Below are 13,096 nucleotides of genomic sequence, written 5' to 3'. Positions count from 1 at the left end.
GATGCTGCACGAGCATCCGATGTCCGTTGTCCCTGTCGGTGCCGGCCACTAGCGTCGAGGCATGGCCAATCGTCTTGCCGTATCCCTGAGCCCGTACCTTCGTCAGCACGCCGACAACCCGGTCGACTGGCGCGAGTGGGACGACGCGGCGTTCGCCGAGGCGCGTGAGCGCGACGTTCCGATCCTGCTCTCCGTCGGGTACGCGGCCTGCCATTGGTGCCACGTCATGGCACACGAGTCGTTCGAAGACCCTGAGGTCGCGGCCGTCGTCAACGCGAACTTCGTCGCCATCAAGGTCGACCGCGAGGAACGCCCCGACATTGACGCCGTGTACATGAACGTCACGCAGGCGCTCACCGGCCACGGCGGCTGGCCCATGACGGTGTTCCTCACGCCCGACGCTGCACCGCTGTACGCGGGCACGTACTTCCCGCGCGACCACTTCCTCCAGGTGCTCTCCGCCATCGACGACGTCTGGCGCACTGACCGCGAGCGCGCCGAATCGAGTGGCCGCGCCATCGTCGACGCCGTGAGCGGAATGACGGTGAAGACCTCCACCAGCGCTATCGAGTTCGACGACGAAGCGCTCGCCGCGTCGATCACGGCGTTGCGGCGCGAGTTCGACGACGCTCGCGGCGGCTTCGGGGGAGCCCCCAAATTCCCGCCGTCGATGACGCTCGAACACCTCCTGCGGCACCACGCCCGGACGGGTGACGCCGACGGGCTCGCCATGGCCGAGCGCACCTGCGAGGCGATGGCTCGCGGCGGAATGTACGACCAGCTCGACGGCGGCTTCGCGCGCTACAGCGTCGACGCCGCGTGGGTCGTGCCGCACTTCGAGAAAATGCTGTACGACAACGCCCAGTTGTTGCGCGTCTACGCCCACCTGTGGCGTGCCACAGGTTCGGCGCCGGCTCGTCGCGTCACGGTCGAGACCGCCGAGTTCATGTTGCGTCGGTTGCTCACCGACGAGGGCGCGTTCGCTTCGGCACTCGACGCGGACACCGACGGCGTCGAAGGACTCACCTACGCGTGGACGCCGGCGCAGCTCGTCGAGGTACTCGGCGACGAGGACGGTGCCCGCGCTGCGCGTCTGCTCGAGGTGACGCCGCACGGCACGTTCGAGCACGGCAGTTCGACGCTGCAGCTGCGCCAAGACCCCGGAGACGTGTTCGCCCCGGACGAGGTGGGCGACCCCGACGCGTGGTGGCACGACGTTCGTTCGCGGTTGCTCGCCGCGCGCGACCGGCGGCCTCAGCCGGCCCGCGACGACAAGGTCGTCACCTCCTGGAACGGACTCGCGCTTGCAGCTCTCGCGGAGGCGGCCATGATTCTCGACGAGTCGCGCTGGCTCGACGCGGCGCGCACCGCGGCCGACGTCGTGCTCGAAGCACACGTCGTGGACGGTCGGCTGCGCCGCACCTCGCTCGGCGGTGGGGTGAGCGAGGCGCTCGGCTGTGCCGACGACTACGGCAACCTCGCCGAGGGCCTACTCGTGCTCCACCAGGCCACCGGGGAAGCGCGCTACCTCAGGCACGCCACCGAGCTGCTCGGTGCCTCGCGCGACCTCTTCGTCACGGACGGCGTCGTCTACGACACGGGCTCGGACGCCGAACAGCTCTTCACCCGGCCCCGTTCGACAGGCGACAACGCCGAGCCGTGCGGCGCGTCGGCCCTGGCGAACGCGGCGGTCATGGCGTTCGCGCTCACGGGAGAGGCGGCCTACCGCGAGTTCGCGGAGGTGTGTCTCGGGCAGTCGGGTGCCGTCGCGCGTCAGGCGCCCCGGTTCGCCGGGTGGGCGCTCGCTGCAGCCGAGGCGCTCGCGGCGGGGCCGGTTCAGGTGGCGATCGTCAGCGACGGCAATTCGCCCGACACTGACGCCATGGCCACCGGCGCCTGGCAGGCGACGAGCCCTGGCCTCGTGCGAGTGGTGGGCCGTACGGATGCCGAGGGCGTTCCGCTGCTCGCCGACCGCCCGGCGACAGGCGGCCGTGCCACTGCCTACGTCTGCCGGGGATTCGTCTGCGACGCGCCGACGACGGACGTCGGCGAACTTGAGCGGAGCCTGCGGGAGGTCTGACCCGGCCGCCCGACATCAGCTGACGCACTTCGGTGCAGCTGACGCAGTTCGAACTGGCTCAGACTGCGTCACGCGCACCGAACTGCGTCACCTGCGGCGGCCCGGGCCAATGTCCGAATCCTGCCTGGCTCGTGCTTCGGCGCTGTTACCGTCACGCGCATGACGAGTGGGGGCGCGGCGAACGGGGTTCGCGCGGACGACGTTCTGCCCACTCGCGTGCGCGCGGGGTACGGCCTGGGATCGGTCGCGACGGGTTCGTTCGGCGCCGTTCCGGGGCTGCTCCTTCTGCCCCTGCTCACGGACAACCTCGGTGTCGCGGCGTGGCTCGCCGGCCTTCTCGTCTTCCTGCCGAAGGCGTGGGACGTCATCTTCAACCCCATCGTCGGCGGCATTAGTGATCGGCGCGGCGCATCATCCCGACGCCCGTTCCTCCTGCGCGGTGGCCTGACGCTCGCCGTCCTGTTCGCTCTGCTCTTCTTCGGGCCGAGCTCGACGACGGCGGGGGCGATCTGGGTCGTCGTTCTCTACTTCGCGTGCGCCAGCGCGTACGCGTTCTTCCAGGTGCCGTACATGGCACTGCCCGCCGAACTCACCTCCAGCTACGACGAACGCACCCGCCTCATGACGTGGCGCGTCGCTGTGCTCGCGCTCGCCATTCTCGTGAGCGGCGGCCTCGCACCCGTCGTGCGTGACGCGGTGGGCTACTGGGCTGTCGGACTGTTCGTCGGCGCCCTGATCGCGGTGGGCACGCTCGCGTCGTGGCGCGGGACAGCCGGCGTCACTCCACGCGTGACGACGAGTTCCGTGGGGTCGCTGCGGGAGCAACTGCGCGTTGTCAGCGCGAATCGTGCCTTCCGAAACCTGGTGTGCACGTGGATCATCCAGGCCCTCGCCACCGGAGCGATGCTCGCCGGCGTCGACTACGTGGCACGCTGGGTTCTGGAGGACGACGGTGCGGCGACCATCCTGTTCGTCTGCTTCGTCGGGCCCGCGCTCCTGGTCACTCCGCTGTGGCAGCGCTTCGCCCAGCGTCGCGACAAGCGACAGGGCTACGTCGTGGCGTCCCTCGTCTTCGCGGTGGGCGCGCTCACGACGTGGTGGGCCTCGAACGTCGGCATGGCAGCCACGGGCCTGACGCTCGCCGTCGTCGGCGTCGGCTACGCGGGCATTCAGCTCTTCCCCATGGCGATGCTGCCGGACGTGGCGGCCGACGACGCGACGGCGTCGGGCGAGAACCGCATCGGCACGTTCACCGGGGTCTGGGCCGCGGGGGAGACACTCGGCCTCGCCCTCGGCCCGTTCCTCTACGCCGCCGTGCTGGCACTCGGTGGGTACGCACCGTCGAGCGGAGGCGGCGCGACCCAAACCGGCCAGGCGATCACCGCCGCGGCGCTCGGTTTCACGGTGATGCCGGCCGTGCTCGTCGTCGTGTCGCTGCTGTTCCTGCGCCGCTACCGCTGAGAACCGAGACGGTTCTTCGTCTTCGCGGTGGCGACGTGCGTCGTCGGATCCTCGGGCCACGGGTGCTTGGGGTAGCGCCCGCGCATGTCGGCGCGCACGCCCGCGTACGGCCCGGCCCAGAACGACGCGAGGTCGTCGGTGATCGCGAGCGGACGCCCCGCCGGTGAGAGCAGGTGGAACAGCACCGGGGCGCGGCCGTCGGCCAGGCGCGGGGTCTCATCGAGCCCGAAGCACTCCTGAAGCTTCACCGCGACGACCGGTGGATCGGCCGGGTCCTCGGGGTAACTCACCCGGATGCGCGAGCCGCTCGGTACCTCGAAGCGTTCGGGTGCGAGGTCGTCGAGGCGGGTCGCTTCGGGCCAGGGAAGCAGACGACGTAGCGGGTCGAGCAACCGCACCGACGACGCCTTCGCCCCGCGAGCGAGTGCGTCGAGCTCCGGGCCGAGCCACTCGTCGGCGCGGTCGAGGAGGCTCGTATCGTCCATCGCCGGCCAGAGCCCGCCGAGGTGGTGATGGAGGAAGGCGAGGCGGCGACGCAGAGCAGTGGCTTCGTCGCTCCAGGTGAGCAGGTCAAGGCCGTGCCTGTGCAGAGCGTCATGGACGGCCGCCCGCGCGGCCTCGGGTGTCGGCTTCGTCGGGGTAGCCGAGAACTCGATCGCGCCGAGGGCCTGCACGCGACGCGCGGTGACACGGCCGTCGTCCCAGGTGGCGCGGACTTCGTCGACGAGGAGGTGGCTCGCGGCGCGCTCGGCCAGTTCGCGCGTCAGCGGCGCGGCGAGCCTGACGACGGCGCCCGTGCCCTGTGCGACGCGTCCGTCGGCCCGCGTGGCGTCGGCGACGGCGAGCCATTCGTGGTGGCGCAGGGGCGAATTCGGCGGAAGCGCCGCGCGGGTGCCCGAAGCGAGAAGGTAGACGCCGTCAGTCACTCGCCGAGCCACCCGCTCGGGGTAGGCGAGGGCCACGACGAACCCGTCGGCGCACTCCCCGGGCACGGGCGGCGTGTCGCGTCCCACTTCGCTCGGGCGGTGTTCAGCGAGGCGGGTGAGGCGGGCGCGTTCCTTCGACCACCGAGCTCGGGTGGGGCCGCTCAGCTCTCGCAAAGCGCGGGCGAGGTCGGCGTCGTTCGCGCGGAGATCGTCGGAGAGGGCCGCCACGACCCCGGCGGCCCGACGGACATCGACGCTCTCGCCCGCGACGAGCAGCGCGCGTCCCAGGCGTGGGTCGGTCGGCAGATCCGCGAGGGTTCGACCCAGCGGGGTGAGGCGACCGTCATCCGAACCGTCGAACGCCCCGAGGGCGGTGAGTGACTCGTCCGCCGCGTGCAGCGCCGCAGCGGGCGGCGCCGTCGGCAACCGCAGCCCGACGCCGCCGGGCGTGCCCCACGCGGCGAGCGTCAGCGCTGCGGAGGTGAGATCGGCCGTCGAGATCTCCGGCGTGACGTGCTCGGGCATCCGCGCGAACGTCCGCTCGTCGTAGCAGCGCACGACGCGTCCCGGCCCCAGACGGGCCGCGCGTCCGGCGCGCTGATCGGCGGATGCTCGCGAGCACGCCACCGTCACGAGGCCCGCCATGCCGCGTGCCGCATCCCGACGCGGTTCGCGCGCCAGGCCGGCGTCGATGACGAGCCGCACGCCCGGCACGGTGAGTGACGACTCCGCGATCGCCGTCGAGACGATGACGCGCCGCGGCTCGTCTGGCCCGCGCCCGGCCGTGATGCGGTCCTGCTCGCGCGCGTCGACGCGCCCGTGCAATTCGAGCACGTCACGATCCGGTAGGGCACGGCGGACGGCGTCGGCCACGTGCGACACCTCGCGCACGCCGGGCAGGAACACCAGAGCGTCGTCGTCGCTGGTGCGAGCTGCGTCAACCGTCACGCGGGCAACGTGGTCGAGGAAGTCACGCGTCACGCCGCGCGCGTCGGTGCGTGGTGCGTCGAACGGCGCCCAGTCGAGCGTCAGCGGGTGCAGGGCCGAGGGGCAGTCGACGAGCGGGGCGACGCCGTCGTCCCCGGCGAGGACGTCGGCGAACGTCGGGGCGTCGAGTGTGGCCGACATCGCGACGAGGGCGAGATCGTGGCGCAGTTCGCGCACGTCGGCGAGCATGCCGACGAGCAGGTCGGAGTCGAGTGAGCGCTCGTGGACCTCGTCGAGCACGACGGCGGCCACACCCGTCAGTTCCGGGTCCGCCAACAGGCGGCGCACGAGCAGTCCCGGCGTGACGAACTCGACGAGCGTTGACGCGCTCGTGCGCGCATCACCGCGCACTGCATATCCGACGCGCTCGCCCAGCGTCGTGCCGGAAAGCTGCGACAGCCGTCGGGCTGCTGCGCGCACCGCGACCCTTCGCGGTTGCGTCACGATCACACGCCCCGCGCCTGCGACGTGGTTCGCCACGAGCGGCGGCGCCAGCGTCGTCTTACCGGTGCCCGGCGGTGCCTGAACGACGGCGACACCCCGCGTCAGGGCATCGCGCAACGCGTCGAGTGACGCCGCGAAGGGCAGCCCCCCGCCGATGCGGGCGAGGTCGAATTCAGGCACGTTCGCCATCCTTTCGTGCCGGGCGCGACGCACGCCAGCGGCAACCCGAGCGACGCAGCGTCAGGGCGATGACGTGGGTGGCCGCCCGGCCTGCGAGAGTGGACCTCAACACCGTCATTTTGCGAGAAGGAGTCACCGCGTCATGCCCAGGTCAGTGTCGTCGCTTCGAGAACTGCGCGACTCGGGTTGGCCCGGAGTGGTGGCGCTCGCCGTCGGCATCTTCGCGATGGTGACGGTGGAGGAACTGCCGATCGGCGTTCTCACCCTCATCTCCGACGACCTGGATGCGTCGAAGGGCGCCGTGGGTCTCGGTGTGACGCTCGCCGGCGCCGTCGCGGGTGTCATGGGTCTGTCGACGAGCGTCGTCATCGGCACGCTCGACCGGCGCCTCGTGCTCGTGGTTGCTCTGCTCCTCGTCAGTGCCGCGACGGCAGCGACGGCGGCTGCGCAGAACGTGGCCGTCTACCTCGTGGCGCGCCTCATCGCGGGCCTCGGCATCGGCGTGTTCTGGGCGCTCATCGCCATCGTGGCGTCACGCATCGTGCGCCCGGAGCGCGCGGCGCTCGCGACGACGGTCGCGTTCACCGGCGCCGCGGCGGCCACGATTCTCGGCGTTCCGCTCGGCACCTGGCTGGGCACGACGTGGACGTGGCACACGGCCTTTTTCGTCCTCGCCGCCCTGTGCCTCGTGACGGCCGGCGCGCTGTGGGTGCTCGTGCCGCGCGTTCTCGTCACGGAGCGCTTTACGTTTGACGGCTACCGCCACGCGTGGTCGATCGGCCCGGTGCGGTTGGCCCTGTTCGTCACTGCGGTGCTCGTCGTCGCGCAGTTCTGCGCGTACACGTACGCGAGCCCGGCGCTGCAGGAGTTCGCGGGCGTGAGCGAGGCCGGCGTCGGCGGAATGCTGCTGCTCATGGGCGTCGCCGGCCTCGTGGGCAACGTGGGATCGGCGCCGATCATGCGCACGCGCCCGATGCTCGCGCTGCTGCTCGTGACCACCGGCATGACCGTCGGCGTGTTCGTCCTCATGATTTCGGGCGCACCCATCGTCGCGGCGATCGCCATGACGATCTGGGGCCTGTTCGGCGGCGCAATGGCCGTCGTGCTTCAGCACTGGGTGCTCACCTCAGCGGGCGAGTATGCCGAACCCGCGGCAGCTCTCGACTCGGGCATCTTCAACTTCGCCATCGCCGGTGGCGCCGCGCTCGGAGCCCTCGTGCTCGACACGAGCAGCATCCACGCGGTCTACGTCGTCGCCGCCATCGGCATGCTGACGGCGACGCTCATGGTCGTCGCCTACCGACGGCGCATCACCCGCGCAGCCGCGCGCTGATGCGCACGATGTGAGTGTTGGCCCGGTCTGTGACCGGCGCCGCTCACACACTGGGCCAACACTCACAGGTTGTTTTCCCCAGGTATGACGCTCTGACACCCCTTTCCACAGGCGGCGGGCCCGACGTCGGCACGAGGCAGGCGACGCGACGCACGCTGACGGCATGACCGAACCGCTGAAGCGCCGTCTCGCCGAAGGCCGCCATGACTTCCACCGTTCCGACGCCGATCGGCAGGGCCTGTTGAAACGCACCCTCGCCTCCTGGGTCTCCGCCGGACTACTGGAGTCGTTGGGCGGTGGGGACTACCTCATCGTGGCACCACTCGTTGGCGTCACCGCGTTCGAGCGTGCCCGATGCCTTCACCTTCGACGTTGCGGCAGTCTGTTGGCCGGACGGCCAGACCTGTACCTCGTCGGACGTTCCAGCGCGGTGGCTCACGGCGTGGCCGTCCTGTCCGAACCCGAACGGGTCGAGGTCTCCCGCCGACCTCGCGTGCAGGCTTCACGCGGAGTGCTGCATTCCTTCATGCCGTGGGGCAGCGAGACCGTGGTGATCGAAGGCCTGCGATGTCAGCGGCTCGAGGAGGCCTGCGTTCAGATTGCCGCTGCCCACGGTCCGCGAGCGGGACTGGTGACGGCGGACGCCGCCGCGCACGCGGGCGTGACTAGGTCCAGCCTGCTCCAAGCGTCGCAGGTCTTCGGGAAGCGCCCCGGCGCTCGCGAGGCGCGCCTGGCCGTCTCGTTGGCCGATGGTCGGGTGGAATCGGTCGGCGAGTCACTGGTGCGGTGGGAGGCACACGTGGCCGGGGTGCGACTCGTGCCGCAGGTCGTCGTCCACGACGACGTCGGACGGTTCGTGGCCCGGGTCGACTTCGTCATCGAGGGCACGAACGTCGTCGTCGAGTTCGACGGAATGGGAAAGTACGCCTCACCCGACGACCTCCGCCGCGAGAAACGTCGGGAGATGGCGCTGACTCGCCTCGGATATCGAGTGCTGCGTTTCACGTTCGATGACATGCGTCGCCCCGGATATGTGGGCTCGATGCTGGCGCGAGCTGCGGCGACGGCCGCATAACGATGTGAGTGTTGGCCCGGTCTGTGACCGGCGCCGCTCACACACTGGGCCAACACTCACAGGTGGGGCGGCTGCTCACTTCACACGAGCTTCGTCGCGAACTCGACGGCCATGACGACGCCGAGCGCCACGAGCGCCCACCCGGCGAGGACGACGGCGCGGCGGTAACCGGTGTCCGTGAGTCGGTCGCGCCCGCGGGAGACGAGAACGGCGAGGACGGCCTTCGCGCCGACGAGCATGAGGTAGAACACCGCGACGAACGCGATCGCGGCCGCCGGACTCGAGCGCCACGCGGTCACCGTCAGCGGCCCGAGGAACGTGAGCCAACTGATCCAGGGGTGCGGGCTGACGAGGTTCAGCGCGATGGCGCGGCGCACCTCGTCACGACCCGTGCGGCGTGGGGCGTCGGCGCCGAGCGCCAGGCTTTCCGAACGGGCCTCGCGCATCGTCTGCACGCCGACCGCAGCCACCGCGATGCCACCGACAACACCGAGCCAGGCCAGCCACGACGTCTGCATCCGGCCCAGCGCAAGGAGCGTCACGCCCACGACGACGGCGTCGCTGAGCAACGGCACACAGGCCACGGCGAGGCCCCGGCGCAGCCCGCCGCGCAACGTCGCGGTGACGACGAGGACGAGCAGGGGGCCGGGGCTGATGCCGGCGGCCAGCCCGAGGCCGAGCGCCGTCACCACGGTTGAGATCACCGCGCCATCGTAGGGAACGCTTCGCCGACTGGACGCTCCGTCGTGGCGCCCTCCGCTCTCGGCATACTGGCGAGCATGTCCGAACCACTGCACTTCATCACGACCGACGCGGACCGCTCCCAGACCGAGCCGCTGCGTGACGACATTCGCCTCCTCGGCGGCCTGCTCGGCGACGTCGTGCGTGAGCACGAGGGCGAGCGCGTCTTCGGCCTCGTCGAGGACGCCCGTGTGCGCGCGTTCGGCGTGCGTCGTCAGGAGGTGGACCGCGGGTCGTTCGGCGACACGCTCACCGGCCTCGGCACCCGCGACGCCCTCCACGTCATCCGCGCCTTCAGCCACTTCGCGCTGCTCGCGAACATCGCCGAAGATCTGCACCGCGAGCGCCGCCGCTCCACCCACATCGCGGCGGGTGAGGAGGCCCCGGACGGCTCCCTCGCCGCCACCTACCGCAAGCTCGCGGGCGCGAGCATCGACGGTGACCTCGCGGCCGAGCGCCTGGCCGGCGCGAGCGTCGTGCCCGTCATCACGGCCCACCCCACCGAGACGCGCCGCCGCACGGTCTTCGAGGCGCAGAGCCACATCAAGTCCCTCATGCGCGAACGCGAGCGCATGACCCTCGACCCGGTCGAGGACGCGGAGAACCTGCGCCAGATCAAGCTGTGGGTCCTCACGCTGTGGCAGACGGCCCTGATCCGCCTGTCGAAGATCACGATCACCGACGAGATCGACGCCGGCCTGCGCTGGTACGACGCGGCGTTCTTCGACGTCATGCCGCAGATCAATGCCGGCCTGCGCACCGCGTTCGACGAGCTGTACCCGGGCAAGGGCATCGGCGAGGAGCCATTGCTGCGCGCCGGTTCGTGGATCGGCGGCGACCGTGACGGCAACCCCAACGTCACGGGCGAGGTCGTCGACTACGCCACGCGGCGCGCGTCCGAGACGGCCGTCGGGCACTACCTCGACGAGCTGGCGCAGCTCGAGAAGAGCCTGTCGATGTCCGTTCGCATGTCGCCGACGAGCGACGACCTCCTCGCCCTCGCCAAGCGCGGCGCCGACGCCGGTGACGCGCGCGACGATGAGCCGTACCGTCAGGCGCTCGCCTGGGTCCGCGCGCGTCTGTCGGTGACGTTCGAGGCTTTCTTCTCCGAGACGCACGCCAAAACCATGACGCTCGACGCGGCCGCTCCGGCGTACGAGACCCCCGAGGAGCTGCTGGCGGATCTCGACATCGTCGATGTGTCGCTGCGCAGCACCGGCGACAACCTCATCGCCGACGACCGGCTCGCCACCCTGCGTGAGGCCGTGCGCACGTTCGGCTTCCACCTCTACGGCCTCGATATGCGTCAGAACTCCGATACGCACGAGGCGACGATCGCCGAACTCTTCGCCTGGGCGGGCGTGCACGACGACTACGCCTCGCTCGACGAGGACGCCCGCGTCGAACTCCTCACCGCCGAGCTCGCGTCGAACCGACCCCTTGCGGGCCCGTCGGCGTCGTTCAGCGAGACGACGCAGAAGGAGCTGGCCATCACGGCGGCCGCCGCTCACGCGGTGCGGACGTTCGGCGAGCAGGCCGTGCCGAACTACGTCATCTCGATGTGCACGAGCGTCTCCGACATGCTCGAGACGGCCGTACTCCTCAAAGAAGCGGGCCTGCTCACCGTCGACGGCGGCACGCCCGTCTGCTCGGTGAACATCGTGCCGCTGTTCGAGACGATCGAGGATCTCCAGGTCTCCGCGACGACGCTGCGCGCCGCGCTCGACGTGCCCGCCTACCGGGCGCTCGTCGACGGCAAGCGTGGGCTGCAGGAGATCATGCTCGGCTACAGCGACTCCAACAAGGACGGCGGCTACATGGCCGCCAACTGGGCGCTCTACCGCGCCGAACTCGACCTCGTCGAGGTGGCCGAGGACGCCGACATCCGGCTGCGCCTGTTCCACGGCCGCGGCGGCACCGTCGGTCGTGGTGGCGGCCCGAGCTACGAAGCGATCCTCGCGCAGCCGCCCGGCGCCGTCCGCGGCTCGCTTCGCCTGACCGAGCAGGGCGAGATCATCGCCGCGAAGTACGCCGAGCCGAAGCTCGCCACGCGCAACCTCGAAGCGCTCGTCTCCGCGACGCTCGAATCGTCCCTGCTCGACGTCGAGGGTCTTGAGCCCGACGAGGTGGAGGCCGCCTACACCGCGATGGACGAGATCGCCGCGCTCGCCCGTGAGGCGTACGGCGACCTCGTGCACCGTACCGACGGCTTCGTCGAGTACTTCAAGACGTCGACGCCCGTGGCCGAGATCGGCGAGCTCAACATCGGTTCGCGCCCCAGCTCACGCAAGGCGACGAACTCGATCGACGATCTGCGCGCCATCCCGTGGGTCATGTCGTGGTCGCTGTGCCGCGTCATGCTGCCGGGTTGGTACGGCACCGGTGCTGCCCTCGAGCGGTGGATCGGTGTCGACGAGAAGCGGCTCGAGCAGCTGCGCGGGTACGCGGAGCGGTGGCCGTTCTTCCAGACCGTCATCTCCAACATGGCGCAGGTCATGGCGAAGTCGGATCTCGGTCTGGCCGCCGAGTACGCCGAACTCGTCGAGGACGAGGAGCTGCGTGAGCGCGTCTTCGGCCAGATCCGTGACGAGCACGCGCGCACCCTCGCAATGTACGAGAAGATCACCGGCCACGACGACCTGCTGTGGGACAACGCGGCGCTCAAGCGTTCGGTGTTCAACCGTTTCCCGTACCTCGAACCGCTCAACCACCTCCAGGTCGAGCTGCTGCGTCGCTACCGCGCCGGTGACGACGACCCGCAGCTCAAGCGCGGCATCCTGCTCACGATGAACGGGCTGGCCACGGCGCTGCGCAACTCGGGCTGACGGCTCTCCGCTGCCCACGGTCGTTCGGGCAGTTGGCAGGATGGGGCCATGAGCAACGTCGTCATCGCGGGACAGCACGTCCTTCTGCCCGACCTGACCGAGGAACTGACAACCGAGGACGGCGCGCTGTGCCTGCCCGCCGACGAGAGTGAGCGTCGCAGTTTCCTCGATGAGCACGGAGCCGGCGTGAAGGTTGCCGTGACGTCCTCGTTCGCCGGTTTCGACGCCGACCTCATGGACGCCCTGCCCGATCTCGAACTCATCGCGAACTTCGGCGTCGGCTACGACAGCACCGACGTCGAGGCGGCGAGCGAGCGCGGCATCACCGTCTCGAACACCCCCGACGTCCTCAACGACGGTGTCGCTGACCTCGGCGTCGGGCTCATCATCGACGTGCTGCGCGGGATCAGCGCGTCCGACCGGTTCGCCCGCGCGGGGAAGTGGAAGAACGGCGCGTTCCCGCTCCAGCGCGAGGTGACGGGGCGGCGCGTCGGCATCCTCGGTCTCGGCCGCATCGGCCAGGAGGTGGCGACGAGGCTCGAGGGGTTCCGGTGCGAGATCGGCTACCACAACCGCAACGAGGTCGAGACGAGCTACCGCTACTTCGGCGGTGCCGAAGAGCTTGCCGGCTGGGCCGAGGTGCTCGTCGTCCTGACGCCCGGCGGTGCCGCGACGAAGGCGCTCGTCGACGCCGACGTCCTTGCTGTGCTCGGGCCGGAGGGCTACCTCGTCAACATCGCGCGCGGCACCGTCGTCGACGAGGACGCGCTCGTCCAGGCGTTGAACGACGCCACCATCGCGGGGGCGGGCCTCGACGTCTACCCGAACGAGCCCCACATCAACGAGGCTCTCATGGCGCTCGACAACGTCGTGCTCACGCCGCACATTGCGAGCGGCACCCGCGAAACGCGCCGTGCGATGGCCGACACCGTGCTGGAGAACGTGCGCACGTGGCTCGCCGACGGCCGCGCGGTGACGCCGGTCAACTGATCGCTCCGTCGAGCCGCGACACGACGAAGCCGCCCGTCCCCATGGGGGAGGGCG

The 13,096-nt window shown here is 70.5% G+C and carries 8 protein-coding genes; 6 read left to right on the top strand and 2 right to left on the bottom strand.

Features of this window, described 5'->3' with window-relative positions; translation table 11 throughout:
• Window positions 1-61 precede the first annotated feature (61 nt).
• Both H7F30_RS00550 and H7F30_RS00545 read left to right on the top strand, forming a co-directional pair.
• Window positions 62-2,080 (top strand): thioredoxin domain-containing protein, encoded by a 2,019-nt coding sequence (locus H7F30_RS00550; RefSeq protein WP_187036067.1) that lies wholly within the window; start codon window positions 62-64, stop codon window positions 2,078-2,080.
• A gap of 159 nt (window positions 2,081-2,239) precedes the next feature.
• A complete protein-coding gene (locus tag H7F30_RS00545; protein ID WP_187036065.1) occupies window positions 2,240-3,541 on the top strand; it encodes an MFS transporter in 1,302 nt (433 codons plus the stop codon).
• Here H7F30_RS00545 and hrpB read toward each other — a convergent pair.
• Window positions 3,532-6,087 (bottom strand): ATP-dependent helicase HrpB, encoded by a 2,556-nt coding sequence (hrpB, locus tag H7F30_RS00540; RefSeq protein ID WP_187036064.1) that lies wholly within the window; start codon window positions 6,085-6,087, stop codon window positions 3,532-3,534. The two genes, H7F30_RS00545 and hrpB, sit on opposite strands and share 10 nt — an antisense overlap.
• A gap of 133 nt (window positions 6,088-6,220) precedes the next feature.
• Between hrpB and H7F30_RS00535 the strand changes: the two genes are divergently transcribed.
• Together H7F30_RS00535 and H7F30_RS00530 are read left to right on the top strand one after the other, a co-directional pair.
• The gene (locus H7F30_RS00535) at window positions 6,221-7,411 is read left to right on the top strand and encodes an MFS transporter (RefSeq protein WP_187036062.1); all 1,191 of its coding nucleotides are present in this window, start codon (window positions 6,221-6,223) and stop codon (window positions 7,409-7,411) included.
• Window positions 7,412-7,574: 163 nt separating this feature from the next.
• Window positions 7,575-8,486: a DUF559 domain-containing protein gene (locus H7F30_RS00530; protein WP_187036060.1), complete on the top strand. Its 912-nt coding sequence runs from the start codon at window positions 7,575-7,577 to the stop codon at window positions 8,484-8,486.
• An 80-nt stretch (window positions 8,487-8,566) separates the two neighbouring features.
• On the opposite strand, the gene H7F30_RS00525 is transcribed toward H7F30_RS00530, so the two are convergent.
• A complete protein-coding gene (locus tag H7F30_RS00525) occupies window positions 8,567-9,190 on the bottom strand; it encodes a LysE family translocator (RefSeq protein WP_187036057.1) in 624 nt (207 codons plus the stop codon).
• Between the two features lie 75 nt (window positions 9,191-9,265).
• On the opposite strand from H7F30_RS00525, the gene ppc reads away from it, so the two are divergent.
• Together ppc and H7F30_RS00515 are read left to right on the top strand one after the other, a co-directional pair.
• Window positions 9,266-12,052, top strand: a complete 2,787-nt coding sequence (ppc, locus tag H7F30_RS00520; protein WP_187036055.1) for a phosphoenolpyruvate carboxylase — start codon at window positions 9,266-9,268, stop codon at window positions 12,050-12,052.
• A gap of 48 nt (window positions 12,053-12,100) precedes the next feature.
• Window positions 12,101-13,042: a 2-hydroxyacid dehydrogenase gene (locus H7F30_RS00515; protein ID WP_187036053.1), complete on the top strand. Its 942-nt coding sequence runs from the start codon at window positions 12,101-12,103 to the stop codon at window positions 13,040-13,042.
• Window positions 13,043-13,096: the final 54 nt, after the last annotated feature.

It is taken from the genome of Dermacoccus sp. PAMC28757 (assembly GCF_014302635.1).
In the GTDB taxonomy this organism is placed as follows: Bacteria; Actinomycetota; Actinomycetes; order Actinomycetales; family Dermatophilaceae; genus Dermacoccus; species Dermacoccus abyssi.
Note: the sequence above shows the minus strand (reverse complement) of the source record. Positions and strands in the feature narration are given on the sequence as shown.

Excerpts from the sequence above, each read along its gene's own strand:
- H7F30_RS00550 (WP_187036067.1), top strand. The coding sequence starts at position 62 with ATGGCCAATCGTCTTGCCGTATCCCTGAGCCCGTACCTTCGTCAGCAC.
- H7F30_RS00545 (WP_187036065.1), top strand. The coding sequence starts at position 2,240 with ATGACGAGTGGGGGCGCGGCGAACGGGGTTCGCGCGGACGACGTTCTG.
- hrpB (WP_187036064.1), bottom strand. The coding sequence starts at position 6,087 with ATGGCGAACGTGCCTGAATTCGACCTCGCCCGCATCGGCGGGGGGCTG.
- H7F30_RS00535 (WP_187036062.1), top strand. The coding sequence starts at position 6,221 with ATGCCCAGGTCAGTGTCGTCGCTTCGAGAACTGCGCGACTCGGGTTGG.
- H7F30_RS00530 (WP_187036060.1), top strand. The coding sequence starts at position 7,575 with ATGACCGAACCGCTGAAGCGCCGTCTCGCCGAAGGCCGCCATGACTTC.
- ppc (WP_187036055.1), top strand. The coding sequence starts at position 9,266 with ATGTCCGAACCACTGCACTTCATCACGACCGACGCGGACCGCTCCCAG.
- H7F30_RS00515 (WP_187036053.1), top strand. The coding sequence starts at position 12,101 with ATGAGCAACGTCGTCATCGCGGGACAGCACGTCCTTCTGCCCGACCTG.